The 14,403-nt window shown below is 65.7% G+C and carries 16 protein-coding genes; 9 read left to right on the top strand and 7 right to left on the bottom strand.

Annotated features, from left to right (window positions below; all coding sequences use genetic code 11):
- Positions 1-118: 118 nt before the first annotated feature.
- The 3 genes from C7I84_RS04070 to C7I84_RS04080 all read left to right on the top strand — a co-directional run bounded on the left by C7I84_RS04070 (position 119) and on the right by C7I84_RS04080 (position 3,755).
- On the top strand, positions 119-1,654 hold the full coding sequence (locus tag C7I84_RS04070) for a trimethylamine methyltransferase family protein (RefSeq protein ID WP_106770867.1): 1,536 nt from the start codon (positions 119-121) through the stop codon (positions 1,652-1,654).
- Positions 1,655-1,775: 121 nt separating this feature from the next.
- The gene (locus tag C7I84_RS04075; protein ID WP_106770868.1) at positions 1,776-2,267 is read left to right on the top strand and encodes a DUF1772 domain-containing protein; all 492 of its coding nucleotides are present in this window, start codon (positions 1,776-1,778) and stop codon (positions 2,265-2,267) included.
- A 123-nt stretch (positions 2,268-2,390) separates the two neighbouring features.
- Positions 2,391-3,755 (top strand): NAD(P)-dependent oxidoreductase, encoded by a 1,365-nt coding sequence (locus C7I84_RS04080; protein ID WP_106770869.1) that lies wholly within the window; start codon positions 2,391-2,393, stop codon positions 3,753-3,755.
- On the opposite strand, the gene C7I84_RS04085 is transcribed toward C7I84_RS04080, so the two are convergent.
- Complete coding sequence (locus tag C7I84_RS04085; protein WP_106770870.1) at positions 3,752-3,988, bottom strand: type II toxin-antitoxin system HicA family toxin; 237 nt, start codon at positions 3,986-3,988, stop codon at positions 3,752-3,754. The genes C7I84_RS04080 and C7I84_RS04085 overlap by 4 nt on opposite strands.
- A 3-nt stretch (positions 3,989-3,991) precedes the next feature.
- On the bottom strand, positions 3,992-4,222 hold the full coding sequence (locus tag C7I84_RS04090) for a type II toxin-antitoxin system HicB family antitoxin (RefSeq protein ID WP_106770871.1): 231 nt from the start codon (positions 4,220-4,222) through the stop codon (positions 3,992-3,994).
- A gap of 82 nt (positions 4,223-4,304) precedes the next feature.
- On the opposite strand from C7I84_RS04090, the gene preA reads away from it, so the two are divergent.
- Positions 4,305-5,618, top strand: a complete 1,314-nt coding sequence (gene preA, locus C7I84_RS04095; RefSeq protein ID WP_106770872.1) for an NAD-dependent dihydropyrimidine dehydrogenase subunit PreA — start codon at positions 4,305-4,307, stop codon at positions 5,616-5,618.
- A 47-nt stretch (positions 5,619-5,665) separates the two neighbouring features.
- Here the strand turns inward: preA and C7I84_RS04100 are convergent, their stop codons facing one another.
- Both C7I84_RS04100 and C7I84_RS04105 read right to left on the bottom strand, forming a co-directional pair.
- Complete coding sequence (locus C7I84_RS04100; RefSeq protein ID WP_106770873.1) at positions 5,666-7,723, bottom strand: TRAP transporter permease; 2,058 nt, start codon at positions 7,721-7,723, stop codon at positions 5,666-5,668.
- Positions 7,724-7,806: 83 nt separating this feature from the next.
- Positions 7,807-8,793: a TAXI family TRAP transporter solute-binding subunit gene (locus C7I84_RS04105; protein WP_106770874.1), complete on the bottom strand. Its 987-nt coding sequence runs from the start codon at positions 8,791-8,793 to the stop codon at positions 7,807-7,809.
- A gap of 207 nt (positions 8,794-9,000) precedes the next feature.
- Between C7I84_RS04105 and C7I84_RS04110 the strand changes: the two genes are divergently transcribed.
- The 3 genes from C7I84_RS04110 to C7I84_RS04120 are packed head-to-tail and all read left to right on the top strand — an operon-like array spanning position 9,001 to position 10,426.
- The gene (locus C7I84_RS04110; protein ID WP_106770875.1) at positions 9,001-9,498 is read left to right on the top strand and encodes an RrF2 family transcriptional regulator; all 498 of its coding nucleotides are present in this window, start codon (positions 9,001-9,003) and stop codon (positions 9,496-9,498) included.
- A 39-nt stretch (positions 9,499-9,537) separates the two neighbouring features.
- Positions 9,538-9,999 (top strand): carboxymuconolactone decarboxylase family protein, encoded by a 462-nt coding sequence (locus C7I84_RS04115; protein ID WP_106770876.1) that lies wholly within the window; start codon positions 9,538-9,540, stop codon positions 9,997-9,999.
- Between the two features lie 58 nt (positions 10,000-10,057).
- Positions 10,058-10,426 (top strand): DoxX family protein, encoded by a 369-nt coding sequence (locus tag C7I84_RS04120; protein WP_106770877.1) that lies wholly within the window; start codon positions 10,058-10,060, stop codon positions 10,424-10,426.
- 282 nt (positions 10,427-10,708) lie between these two features.
- Here C7I84_RS04120 and C7I84_RS04125 read toward each other — a convergent pair whose 3' ends face one another.
- Genes C7I84_RS04125 through C7I84_RS04135 form a run of 3 tightly spaced genes read right to left on the bottom strand, consistent with a single transcriptional unit; the run spans position 10,709 to position 12,398 of the window.
- Positions 10,709-11,086, bottom strand: coding sequence for a VOC family protein (locus tag C7I84_RS04125; protein ID WP_106770878.1), 378 nt, complete (start codon positions 11,084-11,086; stop codon positions 10,709-10,711).
- Positions 11,083-11,727: a sigma-70 family RNA polymerase sigma factor gene (locus tag C7I84_RS04130; RefSeq protein ID WP_106770879.1), complete on the bottom strand. Its 645-nt coding sequence runs from the start codon at positions 11,725-11,727 to the stop codon at positions 11,083-11,085. The genes C7I84_RS04125 and C7I84_RS04130 overlap by 4 nt, the downstream gene beginning before the upstream one ends.
- Positions 11,728-11,765: 38 nt before the next feature.
- The gene (locus C7I84_RS04135; protein WP_106770880.1) at positions 11,766-12,398 is read right to left on the bottom strand and encodes a TetR family transcriptional regulator C-terminal domain-containing protein; all 633 of its coding nucleotides are present in this window, start codon (positions 12,396-12,398) and stop codon (positions 11,766-11,768) included.
- A gap of 239 nt (positions 12,399-12,637) precedes the next feature.
- Between C7I84_RS04135 and aptA the strand changes: the two genes are divergently transcribed.
- Positions 12,638-13,966, top strand: coding sequence for an omega-aminotransferase AptA (aptA, locus tag C7I84_RS04140; protein WP_106770881.1), 1,329 nt, complete (start codon positions 12,638-12,640; stop codon positions 13,964-13,966).
- On the top strand, positions 13,966-14,259 hold the full coding sequence (locus tag C7I84_RS04145) for a cupin domain-containing protein (protein WP_106770882.1): 294 nt from the start codon (positions 13,966-13,968) through the stop codon (positions 14,257-14,259). Before aptA ends, C7I84_RS04145 begins: the two co-directional genes overlap by 1 nt.
- The last annotated feature ends 144 nt before the right edge of the window (positions 14,260-14,403 follow it).

A 14,403-nucleotide genomic window follows, 5' to 3' on the forward strand; every position in this document is an offset into this window, starting at 1 on the left:
CTATATGAGTCGCTTTTGTGATGTTCCCTGTTCTGGATATGCCGCCATGACTAAAATCACGCCGGCTTTTGACGTATTTTCGACAGCCGGCGTCTCGTGGTGGCGCTTTGATGCGGCCATGACCATGCATCGCAGCAGACGCAGCGCCGACCGCACGCAGGCGCGATCCACTCGTATTCCCCAATTGCCGCCCGGCCGGCTACGCAACCCCTATCCGCCGATGGCGTTGCTGTCGGACGACCAGGTGGAGGCGATCCACGACGCCTCCATGCGCATCCTGGAAAAGTTCGGCATCGAGGTGATGAGCCCGCGGGCGCTTGCGCTGTTCGAAAGGGCCGGCGCGTCGGTCGACCATGCCAGCCAGACGGTGCGGATCGACCGCGGTCTGGTGGAAGAGGCACTGCGGACGGCGCCATCCGCTTTCACGCTCACTCCGCGCAACCCCGGGCGGACTGTCCACGTCGGCGGCGACACGATCAACTTCACCCTGGTTGCCGGACCGCCCAACGTGCATGACTGCGAGCGCGGCCGCCGCGCCGGAAACCTTCGGGACTACCAGGACCTCGTGCGGCTCGCCCAGCATTTCAACTGCATCACGATGCTGGGCAATCAGGTCTGCGCTCCGGTCGAGTTGCCGGCAAACTCGCGCCATCTCGACACCTACTTCGCCAACCTGACCTTGACCGACAAGGCCTTCCACGTCTCGGCGATCGGCCGGGGCAGGGCGCTCGACGGCATCGCGATGATGGCGATCGCGCGCGGGCTGACGCTGGAGGCGTTCGCCGCCGATCCCGGCGTCACCACCATCATCTCGGTGAACTCGCCGCGCCGCTTCGACGACGCCATGGCCGAAGGCCTGATGACCATGGCGGAGCATGGCCAGTCCGTGGCGGTAACGCCATTCACATTGATGGGCGCGATGAGCCCGGTGACGCTCGCCGGCGCGCTGGCGCAGCAGAATGCCGAGGCGCTGTTCGGCATCGTGCTGGCACAACTGGTGCGGCCGGGCGCACCGGTGATGTATGGCGCCTTCACCTCCAATGTCGACATGCGCTCGGGCGCGCCGGCCTTCGGCACGCCGGAAAACACCAAGGCCAACGTCGCCTCGGGGCAGCTGGCGCGGCGCTATCGCCTGCCCTACCGCAGCACGCCCGGATCGGCCTCCAACGCCGCCGACGCACAGGGCGCCTACGAGACCATGATGGCCCTTTGGGGCGCGGTGCTCGGCCATGGCAACCTCGTCTACCATGCCGCCGGCTGGCAGGAAGGCGGGCTGACGGCGTCCTTCGAAAAACTCATCCTCGACGTCGAGATGATTCAGCACATGGCCGAGTTCCTGAAGCCGATCGAGGTCGATGACGCCGAACTGGCGCTGGACGCGCTCGGCCGGGTGCCGACAGGCGGCCATTTCTTCGGCGATCCGCACACGCTCGAGCGCTATTCGACCGCCTTCTACCAGCCGCTGGTATCGAACTGGCAGAATTTCGAAGCCTGGAAGGAAGCCGGCGGACTGGACGCCACCCAGCGCGCGACAAAACTGTGGAAGAAGGCGCTGGAGGAGTATGCCGAGCCGGTGATGGACGCGCCGGTACGCGAGGCCCTCGAAGCGTATGTGGCGAAACGCCGGGAAGAGATCGGTGACGGCGAGCCGTGAGGACTGCCGGCCGTTCGCCAACGAAATACCCCTCTCTCCGCCGATCGCTCCCGGGAACCTCACGAGACGCCAGTTGTTTGACACCTTAGGACCGCCGGCAAGGCCCGGCGGATCGAAGGCCATGCTGCAACTGCTGGAAATCGTCAGTCTCTTGCTCGTCGCCGTCGCCATGGCGCTGTCGCTGGCGCATGCGCTGGAACTGCCCGGCAAGATGCGGCTGGAGAAAGCCGAATATCTGGCGGTGCAGCCGATCTATTATCCCGGCTTCACCATCGGCGGCGCCGCCGAGCCGCTCGGCGTGCTCGCGCTGCTCGTCCTGTTGTTCTCGGTGCCCCTGGGTGCGGGTTTCTGGCTGGTTGCCGGCGCGTTCGCGGCACTGGCAGCGGCCCATGCCGTCTATTGGGGGATGACTCACCCCGTGAATGACTTCTGGCTGAAGGACACCAGGCTTTCCCGGGCCGGCATCGCCTTTTTCGGAACCGGCCGGACGGCAGAGGAGCAGGCGGACTGGCGCGCGCTGCGCGCCCAATGGGAATGGTCGCATGTCATCCGCGCCGGGCTTTCCGTGCTGAGCTTCATCCTGCTTGCCGCGGCGGTCTCGCTGGCCGGCTGACATAATCATGAGTACTTTAATCAAGTATTTCCGCGACTTAGCCCGTCCTCGAAAAATTTGACCGATTGATAAAAAAACAAAACGTGCTAGCTTTCCTCAAAAGATCAAGAATGGGGAAGTTGGATGGCCGCTGGTCAATTCAAAGGGGGCATAGCCGGCGCGCGGCTGGCGCCTGCGCAGTACGCCGAGAACTTCTCCGACCTGCACCCGCCGCTCGACCATCACGAGGCGCTGGTGGAGGCCGACCGCTGCTATTTCTGCTACGACGCGCCGTGCATGAACGCCTGTCCGACGTCGATCGACATCCCGCTGTTCATCCGCCAGATCGCCACCGGCAACCCGATCGGCTCGGCCAAGACCATCTTCGACCAGAACATCCTGGGTGGCATGTGCGCCCGCGTCTGCCCGACCGAGACGCTGTGCGAGGAAGCCTGCGTGCGCGAGACGGCCGAGGGCAAGCCGGTGCAGATCGGCCGGCTGCAGCGTTTCGCCACCGATACGGCGATGCGCCAGGGCAAGCAGTTCTATCAGCGCGCCCAGCCGACCGGGCGCAAGATCGCCGTGGTCGGCGCGGGCCCGGCCGGCCTCGCCGCCGCGCACCGGCTGACCCGCTACGGTCACGATGTCACCATCTTCGAGGCGCGGCCGAAGGCCGGCGGCCTCAACGAATACGGCATCGCCGCCTACAAGAGCACAGACGACTTCGCCCATGCCGAGGTCGACTACGTGACGGCGATCGGCGGCATCGCCATCGAATACGGCCGGGCGCTCGGCCGCGACGTGCATCTATCGGACCTTGCCGCCATGTACGACGCGGTGTTCCTCGGCATGGGGCTGGCCGGCGTGAACGCGCTCAACGCCGAAGGCGAGGAAGCCGCGGGCGTCGACAACGCTGTCGATTTCATCGCCGTGCTTCGACAGGCTGACGACCTGGCCGAACTGCCGGTCGGCCGCCGGGTGGTGGTGATCGGCGGCGGCATGACCGCGATCGACGCCGCCGTGCAGTCGAAACTGCTCGGCGCCGAGGAGGTGACAATCTGCTATCGCCGCGGCAAGGAGCACATGAACGCCTCCGAGTTCGAGCAGGAACTCGCCGCCGCCAAGGGCGTCACCATCCGCCACTGGCTGCAGCCGAAGCGCGTGGTCGTGCAGTTCGGCAAGGTCGCCGGCATCGAGCTGGAATACACGGCGATGCAGGACGGCAGGCTTGCGGGCACCGGCGAGACGCTGACGCTCGCCGCCGACCAGGTGTTCAAGGCGATCGGCCAGAGTTTCGTGCCCACGGCGCTGAACGGATCGACGCCGGCGATCGCGCTGGAGAAGGGCCGCATCAAGGTCGATGCCGAAGGCCGCACCTCGCTGCCGAAGGTCTGGGCCGGCGGCGACTGCGTCGTCGACGCGCGCGAGGATCTGACGGTCGCGGCGGTCGCCGCGGGGCGCGACGCGGCGGAGAGCATGCATCGGGCGCTTATGTCACGGGAAGCCTAGAGCAGCGCAATGAACGCTTCGGCGGAAAGACCTGCTTCGTCGAGAATGTCTGACAGCGTGCCGACGGGAACATGCCGGCTGCCATGGACCGGCACGGAGACCATTCTGCGCGGGGGGCCGGCTTGGATCAGAATATGATGGCTGCCGCGAACATGACGCAGTTCGAAGCCTGCCTTCCGCAATGCGCGGACGACCTCCTGGCCGCTTACGACCGGAAGCCGGCGTGGGTTCACCTGTCAGGCTGCAATCGTAAGTGTGTCGATGCGTGTCTCAATGTCGGGGGGGATTTCGATCCCGTCTTCCCGATAGACGTCGAGGACGGCCTCGATCGCTTCCCGCGCATTGGCGAGAGCTTCCTCGTAAGTCTCCCCATAGGTGACGACCGGGGGAAGCGCCGGAACGCGGACGGTAAAGCCACCCTCTGGCTCGGGCAGCAGATGGATTGTGAAACGTCTCTCGGTGGGCATTCTTCGCGACCTCGCGGCGACAGTTTCTCCTTCACCGAAGATACTCTCTCACCAGGAAATCTCCAACTCCGGAGGATATCCCATGGCTGACATCCGCAACAATTTCGTCGGCATCAAATCGCCAAACCCGTTCTGGCTGGCCTCGGCGCCGCCCACGGACAAAGCCTACAACGTCATCCGCGCCTTCAAGGCCGGCTGGGGCGGCGTGGTGTGGAAGACGCTCGGCGAGGAAGGCCCGCCTGTGGTCAACGTCAACGGCCCGCGCTACGGCGCGATCTGGGGGGCGGACCGACGGCTGCTCGGCCTCAACAACATCGAGCTCATCACCGACCGAGACCTGCAGCTCAATCTTCAGGAGATCAAGCAGGTCAAGCGGGACTGGCCGGACCGGGCGCTGGTGGTTTCGCTGATGGTGCCGTGCGTGGAAGAGGCCTGGAAGGCGATCCTGCCGGTGGTCGAGGACACCGGCGCCGACGGCATCGAGCTCAATTTCGGCTGCCCGCACGGCATGAGCGAGCGCGGCATGGGGGCGGCGGTCGGGCAGGTGCCGGAATATATCGAGATGGTGGTGCGCTGGTGCAAGCAGAACACCCGCATGCCGGTGATCACAAAACTCACGCCCAACATCACCGACATCCGCAAGCCCGCGCGCGCCGCTCATGCCGGCGGCACCGACGCCGTCAGCCTGATCAACACCATCAACTCGATCACCGCGGTCGATCTCGACAGCTTCGCGCCGGAGCCGACCATCGACGGCAAAGGATCTCACGGCGGCTATTGCGGCCCGGCGGTGAAGCCGATCGCCATGAACATGGTGGCCGAGATCGCCCGCGACGCGGAAACGCGCGGCCTGCCGATCTCCGGCATCGGCGGCATCACCACCTGGCGCGACGCCGCCGAGTTCATGGCGCTCGGCGCCGGCAACGTGCAGGTGTGCACGGCGGCGATGACCTACGGCTTCAAGATCGTGCAGGAGATGATCGAGGGGCTGAAGGCGTGGATGGACGAGAAGGGCCACGCCTCGCTCGATTCGATCGTCGGCCGCGCCACGCCCAACGTCACCGACTGGCAGTATCTCAACCTCAACTACGTCGCCAAGGCGCATATCGACCAGGACGCCTGCATCAAATGCGGCCGCTGCCACATCGCCTGCGAGGACACCTCGCACCAGGCGATCACCGCGATGGTCGACGGCGTGCGGCACTTCGAGGTGATGGAGGAGGAGTGCGTCGGCTGCAATCTGTGCGTCAACGTCTGCCCGGTGGAAGGCTGCATCACCATGGAGCCGCTGGCCGCCGGCGCGCTCGACAAGCGCACGCAGAAACCGGTCTCGCCGGTCTACGCCAACTGGACCACGCACCCGAACAACCCGATGGCCAAGGTGGCGGCGGAGTAGCTATCAACGCTCTTCCAGGCGGAAACCCGTCGCCGATGGCGAGCGTGTCACGACGGCACTGGCCGTTCCGTCCGCCACGCCGTCCATTGCCGGACCAGCACCGGCACGATGAGCACCAGGCCGAGCAGGGTCGAATAAAGCTCGGGCGCGACCAGCAGCAGCGCGGCGACCAGCAGCAGCGCATTTTCCCAGGCCCTCGTCCGCACCAGCATGAAACGCGACAGCGCCGCGCCCAGGCAGGTGATACCGATCGTGCAGCCGGCGAAGGCGAGGGCGAAATCGGGCCAGGTGAAATCCTTGGTGACCAGCAGCAGCGACGGCGAGAAGACGAAGACGAACGGCACCAGCACCTTGCCCAGGCCCAGCCGGAACGCCGTGTTGCCGGTCTTGAAGGGATCGGCCCCGGCCATGCCCGCCGCCGCATAGGCGGCGAGCGCAACCGGCGGCGTTATGTCTGCCAGAACGCCGTAATAAAACACGAAGAAGTGGGCGACGATCGGCTCCACGCCGAGCAGGCCGAGCGCCGGGGCGGCGATGGTCACCATGATGATGTAGTTGGCCGTCGTCGGGATGCCGCAGCCCATCAGGATGCAGACGACGCCTGTCATCACCAGGGTGAAGAGCAGCGTCAGCGTGTTGGCGGCGAACCACGGCATCAGCGGCCCGAACACGCCGGCGAGCTGGGCGGCGGTGGAGGTGACGATGAAGGAGACCTTGAAGCCGACACCGGTGAGCGTCACCACGCCGACGACGATGCCGACCGTGGCGGCCGCCGCCCCCACCGCCAGCGCATATTTGGCGCCGTCGCGCAGGCTCTCGAAGATCTCGACGATGGTGAGGCGGCGGCGCGGATTGAGCAGGCCGACGAGGATACAGAGCGTGATGCCCCAGAAGGCGGCGAGATAGGGCGTGTAGCCGGAAAGCAGCACGCCGATCAGCACGACCAGCGGGATGATAGTCGGCCAGTCGCGCTTCAGCGCGTCGACGATGTCCGGCATCTCGTCGGGACGCAGGCCGCGCAGGCCGTTGCGCTTGGCCTCGAAATGCACCTGCATGAGAACGCCGAAGAAATGCATGAAGGCCGGGACGATCGCCGCCAGGATGATGGTGGTGTAGGGCAGTTCCAGGAACTCGATCATCAGGAACGCCGCGGCGCCCATGATCGGCGGGGTGATCTGGCCGCCGGTCGAGGAGGCCGCCTCGACCGCGGCGGCGAACGGCCTTTTGTAGCCGAGGCGGATCATCGCCGGGATGGTCAGCGAGCCGACGGTGACTGTGTTGGCGACCGACGAGCCGGAGATCATCCCGAACAGCGCCGAGCCGAAGATCGACACTTTTGCCGGGCCGCCGGCGAACCGTCCCGCAACGAAGGCGGCGCAGTCGAGGAAAAGCTGGCCGAGCCCGATCCGCGTCGCAAACACGCCGAACAGAACGAAATGGAAGACGTAGGTCGCAACCACGCCCAGCGCGATGCCGTAGATGCCCTGGGTGGTCAGGTAGAGGTGGTCGACGAGCTGCGGGACGGTCGCGCCGGGATGGACGAGGATGCTCGGCATCCAGGGCCCGAACAGGGCGTACCCCATGAAGATCAGCGCGATGATCGGCAAGGGCCAGCCGACGGAGCGGCGCGTCGCCTCCAGCAGCAGCAGGATGAGCGCCCCGCCGAGGATCACGTCCGTGCGGGTCGGATTGCCGACCCGGAACGCAAGGTCGTCGAGCGGGATGAGCGGCACATGCGCCACCGCGACGACGGCGAGGATGGCAAGCGCCCAGTCGAGGATAGGGATGCCGAGCGGTCGCAACAGGGTGGAAGCGGCCGGCTGGTCGTAGCCGGCTCTCCAGGCGGGAAAGACGAGGAAGACGAGGGCAAGCACGAGCGAGAGGTGGATGCCCCGGTGGATCATTTCCGGCAGCAGGCCGAAGCCGGCGGTGTAGTAGTGGAAGATCGACAGGACGATCAGCAGCCCCCCGACGATCCACATCGCCGTCCGCGAAAGCGGGCGGAAGCGGATCTCGGAATCGAATTTTTCCTCAAGCTCGCGCGCTTTCGCCTCGTCAAGCTCCATCGGCGCGAGATGAACGTCGTCCTGGTTCTTTTCCGTCATCGGATCATGCCGTCGGCCTCGTAATGCAAACGGGGCGGAAAGCCGGCTTTCCGCCCCGGAGGGTCGATCGAACCCGTGTCAGCTTACTTCAGAACGCCTGCTTCCTTGTAGAATTTTTCCGCTCCAGCATGGAACGGGATGCCGGCGCCGGTGATCGCGTTCTCCAGGGTGATCTGCTTGCCCTTGGCGTGGCCGGCGTCAAGCGCCTTGCGGGTGCCTTCGCTGTAGAGCGACTTGGTGATGTTGTAGACGAGGTCGTCCGGCTGCTTGGCACTGGTGACCCATTGCGCGGCGACGGCCAGCGTCTTGATCTCCGGCACGCCCTTGTAGGTTTCGGCCGGCACCGTATTGGCCGAAAAGAACTTGTATTCGCCGAGCAGCTTGTCGACCTCCGGCCCCTCCACCGGGATGAGGGTGATCGGCGTGGACGCCGCCAGTTCCGTGATCGCGCCAGCCGGAAACCCGCCGACGAAGAAGAAGGCGTCGAGCGCGCCGTCGCGCATCTTCTCGCCGGACGGGCCGGGCTTCAGATGTTCGGGGCTGATATCCTTCTCGGTGATGCCGAAGGCGCCGAGCACGATGCGGGCGTCAACGATCGTGCCCGAGCCGGGCTCGTCGATCGAAACGCGCTTTCCCTTCAGGTCGGCGATCGACTTGATGCCGGCGTCGGCGCGCGCCACCACGTGCAGGGTTTCAGGATAGAGCGTGGCGATCAGGCGCAGGTCCTCGACCTTGCCCTTGCCTTCGTAGAGGCCGGTGCCTGAATGCGCCCAGAAGGCGACGTCGGACTGCGAAAAGCCGGATTCGGACGCCCCGCTCTGGATGGCATTGATGTTGGCCACCGAGCCGTTCGACGAGACGGCGGTGGCGACCAGACCTTGCACGCCGTTCGGCCCGGTTGCGGAGATGGCGTTCGCGATCAGTCCGCCGATCGGGTAATAGGTGCCGGACGTGCCGCCGGTGCCGATCCGGAAGAAAGCCTGCTGGGCGAAGGCGCGTCCCGCGCCGGCTCCGGCGGCGAGCAAGGCGGCACCTGCCGTGAAGGCGCGTCGGGTGATTGAAAAGGCCATCATCGTTCTCCCTGTTTCGTGCCGGAGATTGAGAAGTCCGCGAGCCGAATGTCAACCTCGCTCTCCTCGGCTGCCGGGTGAACAGCCGCCGGCAAGGATGGATTCGAGCTGGCGAAAGCGGCTGTCACGATGTGTCAGGAGACTATCTCCTTCCATTGAGGACATGATATATCCATGATATAATTTATCCATGATTATGAGGGCGAGATGAAGCTGAGCGAAGGTGTGGAGGCGGCGATCCATTCGGCGATCGTGCTGGCCGACCTGCCGGACGGGGCGACCCTGCCGGGCTCGGCGCTCGCCGAATATCACGGCGTCTCCGGCAGCTATTTGCTGAAGCACCTGAAGGGCCTCGTCGCGGCAAAAATCCTGGAATCGGTGCCGGGGCCGGCCGGCGGCTACCGGCTGGCGCGCGGCGTCGAAAAGATCAGCCTGCTCGACGTGGTGCTCGCCATCGAGGGACCGCAGCCGGCCTTCCGCTGCCTGGAGATCCGCCAGAAGGGTCCGGGCGCGCTGGAGCCGGCCGCCTACAACAAGCCGTGCGGCATCAACGCCGCCATGCTGCGGGCCGAGCGCGCTTACCGGGCGGTGCTCGCCGAAACAAAATTGTCCGACCTGATCGAGGGGTACGTGGCCGACGCCGACCCCAGGGCAGTGGCGTTCAGCTGCGCCTTCCTCGAACGCAGCCAGCGCATGCCGCGCTGAACAGTTCCATCCGAGTCCCGACCACGAAAGGAAAAAGCCATGAAAACGCGCATGAACTATTACGCCAAGGCGCCGGAGCTGATGAAGGCGATGGTGGGGCTCGAGACTGCGGTGAAGGAGTCCGGCTTCGACCACATGCTGCTGCACCTGGTGAAGCTCAGGGCCTCGCAAATCAATGGCTGCGCCTATTGCGTCGACATGCATGTCAAGGAAGCGCGCAGGGACGGCGAGACCGAGCAGCGCCTGCACCTGATCAGCGCCTGGCGCGAAAGCCCGCTCTACAGCGAGCGCGAGCGGGCAGCGCTGGAATGGACGGAGGCGCTGACGCTTTTGCCGCAGAGCCGCGCCGACGACGCGTTCTACGAGCCGCTGAAGCAGCATTTTTCCGACGAGGAGATCGTGCAGCTGACCATGCTGATCGTCGCCATCAACGGCTGGAACCGGCTCGCCGTCGGCTTCCGGTCGCAGCACCCGATCGACCGGCAGGCGCAGGCGGCGTGAGATCGCGCCGAGAACGGCGCTGCGCAACCGTGCCGCGCGCGATACCAAGGAGGAGACGATGGAATCCGACATGACGACCGCGTTGGTGGTCATCGGCCGCATCCTGCTCGGCGGCGCCTTCGTCTTCGCCGGTATCCGCAACGTCATGAACGCGTCGCTGGTGGGTGGTTTGATGGAGGCGCGCGGCGTGCCGATGGCAGGCACGGCGCTCTATGCCGGCATCGTGCTGCAGATTGTTGCCGGCGTGCTGTTCGCCGCCGGCATCCTGGTGCCCTATGCCGCCGCGGCGCTGATCGTCTTCCTGATCGCCGCCACGCCGATGTTCCACAATTTCTGGGATGTCGCGGGACCGGACCGGGCCGCCAAGATCAACGGCTGGGTCAGTAACGTCGCGCTCGCCGGCGGGCTGCTGATCGCGGCGGTATGAAATCAAAGGTCATTTCCTCGTCGTCGGCACTGCCCCTCACTGTCCTGCCGGACATCTCGCCGCGTGCGGGGAGAGAGTGGCTGCCCGCAACGCTTCGCCAATCGCCAGCCTTCGGTTGGCGAAATCGGTGAAACTTGGGCATCTCTCCCCGCTGGCGGGCGGCACCGACGGTCAGGACAATGCCCGCCGGTAGCAAATTCTGACCCAGGTGGCCAGTTTGGTCACCTGCCAGGATACCAAGCCGGCCGGCCGCCAGGTCATCGCGTCCTCGGGAGCCGCCGCCTAGCTGCGCGGCAGCGTCGCCGGCTGGTAGACCGACACCGTGTGGCCGTCGGGATCGCGAAAGTCCGCATAGAGACCGTCCGGCGCCTCCGACACCGGTGTCACGATCTCGACGCCGGCCGCCGCCAGGCGTTCGACGAAGCCGTCTATGCCGCCTTCCGCCAGGCCGAAGACGACATTCGGCGTATTGCCGGGCCTGGGGTCGCCGCGAAACGCCATCACGTCGATGTCCGGACCGATCTTGGTCATCAGGAACGTGGAACCGGCCTCCTCGTAGCGGACGAAATCGAGGCCGAGATGGGTGCGGTAGAATTTGTTGGTGCGGTCGAGGTCGGTGACGTTGAAGATGATGGTCACGCCGTTGAGCTTGACGGTCATTGGGTCTCTCCATGGTGTTGACGCATAGAGTTGCCGCCGCCGGCCAAAATGTGAGCCCGGACAGAAAAGAAAATCGGCGTGCCGTCGGGGTCGCGGATGGCGAAGCTGCGCGGTGGTACAACCGGAATGGCTGCCTTCAGGGCGCGCCGGGCAGGGCCGTCCCCTTCAAATGGCTCTGGCCGTTCATAATCCGGCGCGGTTCCATGCAGCCGCAGCGAACGGCGCAGCCCGGTCAGCCTCTGGCGCAGCGCGACCTCGCTCAGTGCGAGCAGGAAGCCGATCTCGCGGCGGTTCATGCCGGCGTTGATGAGGCGGGCGACGACGCGCTGGGCCGGCGGCAGGACCTCGATCGCGTCGTCGGGCAGACGCGGCAGAGGCATTGCGGCGGCGGCATGGACATCGGCGAACAGACGCTCGCGAAACCGCCGCCTTGCCGCGCCCCGCGCGACGAATTTGGCATGGTTCCTGATCGCGCCCCGCGCCCAGGCGAGAAAGCCGGGACCGGCGCAGCGGCGGCCGCTGCCGATAGCGGCGAGAAGCACGTCCTGAACGAGATCGTCTACCTCGCAGGCCGCCTGCGAATGCCTTGCCGCAAGGCGCCGCAGCGCAATCAAAGTCCTGTTGTTCATTTCGCCGGCCATTAGGCATCCTTGCGACGGCACGCAGGCCCGTCAAGCCGCTAGCGAGCCGGCTTCAGTCCGTTCAGATAGAGCTGCTCCAGAAACCGCGCGGCGTCCTCGAAGCGGCCGTCTGCGCCCCGGTCGGGGCCGAGCACGGCGCGCACCTGCACGTCGAAATCGGCATAGTGCTGCGTGGTCGCCCAGATCGAGAAGATCAGGTGGTAGGGATCGGTGCGGGCGATCTTGCCGGCGCGCATCCAGCCCTTGATCACCCCCACCTTCTCGTCCACCAGCACCTTCAACTCGCCTTCCAGCATCGGCATGACGCGCGGCGCGCCCTGCAGAATTTCGTTGGCGAACAGCCGGCTCTCGCGCGGAAAATCGCGCGCCATCTCCAGCTTGCGTCTGATATAGCTGCGCAGCTCCGTCATCGGGTCGCCGACGTCGTCGAGCTCGCGCAGCGGCGCCAGCCAGGTGTCGAGCAGCCGCTGCATCAGCGTGACGTGGATGTCTTCCTTGCTGCGGAAATAATAGAGCAGGTTCGGCTTGGACATGCCCGCCGCCTCGGCGATCTGGTCGACCGTCGAGCCGCGGAAGCCGTTGACGGAAAACACTTCCAGCGCCGCCTCCAGGATAAGCTCCCGCTTCTCCTGCTGGATGCGGGTGCGGGGCCTGCGCGCTGCGCTTTCCATTCAGGAACCCACCTTATTCCGATTGAGGAAAACGGTTTCCTGGCCCAATTCTCTGGACCAGTTTGCCGACCTGCTGTGGAGCGCGATTTCTGCGCGGCATTTCCGCTACTATTGTCTTGACCGCCGATCCGGCGGTGCTAACGTTTGTCCAATCGGTCAAAATTTGCGTAGCATCAAACGCCGCATAGACCAAGCGTCGGCCGTTAGCTCAACGGGGAATTTCTGGGAAAGGCTTGGTCATGTCCAACAGATTGAAAGTCGCGCCGAACGATCTCAGCGCCTTCTGGATGCCGTTCACGGCGAACCGCCAGTTCAAGCAGGCGCCGCGCATGTTCGTCGCCTCCAAGGACATGCACTACACCACCAGCGACGGCCGCAAGGTGCTGGACGGCACGGCCGGCCTGTGGTGCGTCAACGCCGGCCATTGCCGGCCGAAGATCACCGAGGCGATCCAGGCTCAGGCGGCCGAGCTCGACTATGCGCCGGCCTTCCAGATGGGCCATCCCGCCGTGTTCGAGCTGTCCAACCGGCTGGTCGACGTCGCGCCGGCCGGCATGGAGCACGTCTTCTATACCAATTCCGGCTCGGAATCGGTCGAGACGGCGCTGAAGATGGCGATCGCCTATCACCGGGCGAAGGGCGATGGCGCGCGCACCCGCCTCATCGGCCGCGAGCGCGGCTATCACGGCGTCAATTTCGGCGGCATCTCGGTCGGCGGCATCGTCAACAACCGAAAAATGTTCGGCTCGCTGCTGACCGGCGTCGACCACCTACCGCACACGCATCTGCCGGAGAAGAACGCGTTCACGCGCGGCGAGCCGGAGCATGGCGCCGAACTCGCCAACGAGCTGGAGCGCATCGTCGCCCTGCACGACGCCTCGACCATCGCCGCCGTCATCGTCGAGCCGGTCGCCGGCTCCACCGGCGTGCTGATCCCGCCGAAAGGCTACCTGCAGAAGCTGCGCGAGATCTGCACGAAGCACGGCATCCTGCTGATCTTCGACGAGGTCATCACCGGCTTCGGCCGCCTCGGCACGCCGTTCGCCGCCGACTATTTCGGCGTGCAGCCCGACATCATCACCACGGCCAAGGGCGTCACCAACGGCGTCATCCCGATGGGCGCGGTGTTCGCCACCAAGCAGATCCACGACGCCTTCATGACCGGGCCGGAGCATCTGATCGAGTTCTTCCACGGCTACACCTATTCGGGAAACCCGATCGCCTGCGCCGCCGCGCTGGGCACGCTCGACACCTACAAGGAGGAGGGGCTGCTGACGCGCGGCGCCGAGCTCGCGCCCTACTGGGAGGACGCGCTGCATTCGCTGAAGGGCGAGCCGCATGTCATCGACATCCGCAACATCGGCCTGATCGGCGCGATCGAGCTTGCGCCCATCGCCGGCCAGCCGACCAAGCGTGCCTTCTCGGCCTTCCTCAAGGCCTATGAGCGCGGCGCGCTGATCCGCACCACCGGCGACATCATCGCGCTGTCGCCGCCGCTGATCATCACCAAGGGCCAGATCAACGAGCTGATCGACCACATCCGCGAAGTTTTGAGGATGATCGACTGATGATGATCGCGCGCGAGGTCGCCCGTCCGACGGTCCTGGTCGACGACGACCGCGTGAAGGTGACGCGCTGGGATTTTGCGCCCGGCGCCGAAACCGGCTGGCACCGGCACGGCATGGACTATGTCATCACCACGGTCACGCCGTGCTCGATGCTTCTGGAGGAGCCCGGCGGCGGGACCCGGCGCGTCGACTTCGAGGCCGGCGTCGCCTACCGCCGCGACGAGGGCGTCGAGCACAACGTGATCAACGGCGGCGACGCGCCGATGGCGTTCGTCGAGGTGGAGTTGAAGTAGCGTTGGCGCCCCTTCGCACCCCCCTCTGTCCTGAGCTTGTCGAATGGGCCGGACATCTCCCCCTCAAGGGGGGCGATTGGACGACCGCCTTGTCGGCGCCCATCCTGCGACCTAGCCGATTGGCGAAATCGGAACTGACGGCTG

This window comes from Kumtagia ephedrae (genome assembly GCF_003012745.1).
Lineage (GTDB): Bacteria > Pseudomonadota > Alphaproteobacteria > Rhizobiales > Rhizobiaceae > Kumtagia > Kumtagia ephedrae.

Excerpts from the sequence above, each read along its gene's own strand:
- C7I84_RS04070 (WP_106770867.1), top strand. The coding sequence starts at position 119 with ATGACCATGCATCGCAGCAGACGCAGCGCCGACCGCACGCAGGCGCGA.
- C7I84_RS04075 (WP_106770868.1), top strand. The coding sequence starts at position 1,776 with ATGCTGCAACTGCTGGAAATCGTCAGTCTCTTGCTCGTCGCCGTCGCC.
- C7I84_RS04080 (WP_106770869.1), top strand. The coding sequence starts at position 2,391 with ATGGCCGCTGGTCAATTCAAAGGGGGCATAGCCGGCGCGCGGCTGGCG.
- C7I84_RS04090 (WP_106770871.1), bottom strand. The coding sequence starts at position 4,222 with ATGCCCACCGAGAGACGTTTCACAATCCATCTGCTGCCCGAGCCAGAG.
- preA (WP_106770872.1), top strand. The coding sequence starts at position 4,305 with ATGGCTGACATCCGCAACAATTTCGTCGGCATCAAATCGCCAAACCCG.
- C7I84_RS04100 (WP_106770873.1), bottom strand. The coding sequence starts at position 7,723 with ATGACGGAAAAGAACCAGGACGACGTTCATCTCGCGCCGATGGAGCTT.
- C7I84_RS04105 (WP_106770874.1), bottom strand. The coding sequence starts at position 8,793 with ATGGCCTTTTCAATCACCCGACGCGCCTTCACGGCAGGTGCCGCCTTG.
- C7I84_RS04110 (WP_106770875.1), top strand. The coding sequence starts at position 9,001 with ATGAAGCTGAGCGAAGGTGTGGAGGCGGCGATCCATTCGGCGATCGTG.
- C7I84_RS04115 (WP_106770876.1), top strand. The coding sequence starts at position 9,538 with ATGAAAACGCGCATGAACTATTACGCCAAGGCGCCGGAGCTGATGAAG.
- C7I84_RS04120 (WP_106770877.1), top strand. The coding sequence starts at position 10,058 with ATGGAATCCGACATGACGACCGCGTTGGTGGTCATCGGCCGCATCCTG.
- C7I84_RS04125 (WP_106770878.1), bottom strand. The coding sequence starts at position 11,086 with ATGACCGTCAAGCTCAACGGCGTGACCATCATCTTCAACGTCACCGAC.
- C7I84_RS04130 (WP_106770879.1), bottom strand. The coding sequence starts at position 11,727 with ATGGCCGGCGAAATGAACAACAGGACTTTGATTGCGCTGCGGCGCCTT.
- C7I84_RS04135 (WP_106770880.1), bottom strand. The coding sequence starts at position 12,398 with ATGGAAAGCGCAGCGCGCAGGCCCCGCACCCGCATCCAGCAGGAGAAG.
- aptA (WP_106770881.1), top strand. The coding sequence starts at position 12,638 with ATGTCCAACAGATTGAAAGTCGCGCCGAACGATCTCAGCGCCTTCTGG.
- C7I84_RS04145 (WP_106770882.1), top strand. The coding sequence starts at position 13,966 with ATGATGATCGCGCGCGAGGTCGCCCGTCCGACGGTCCTGGTCGACGAC.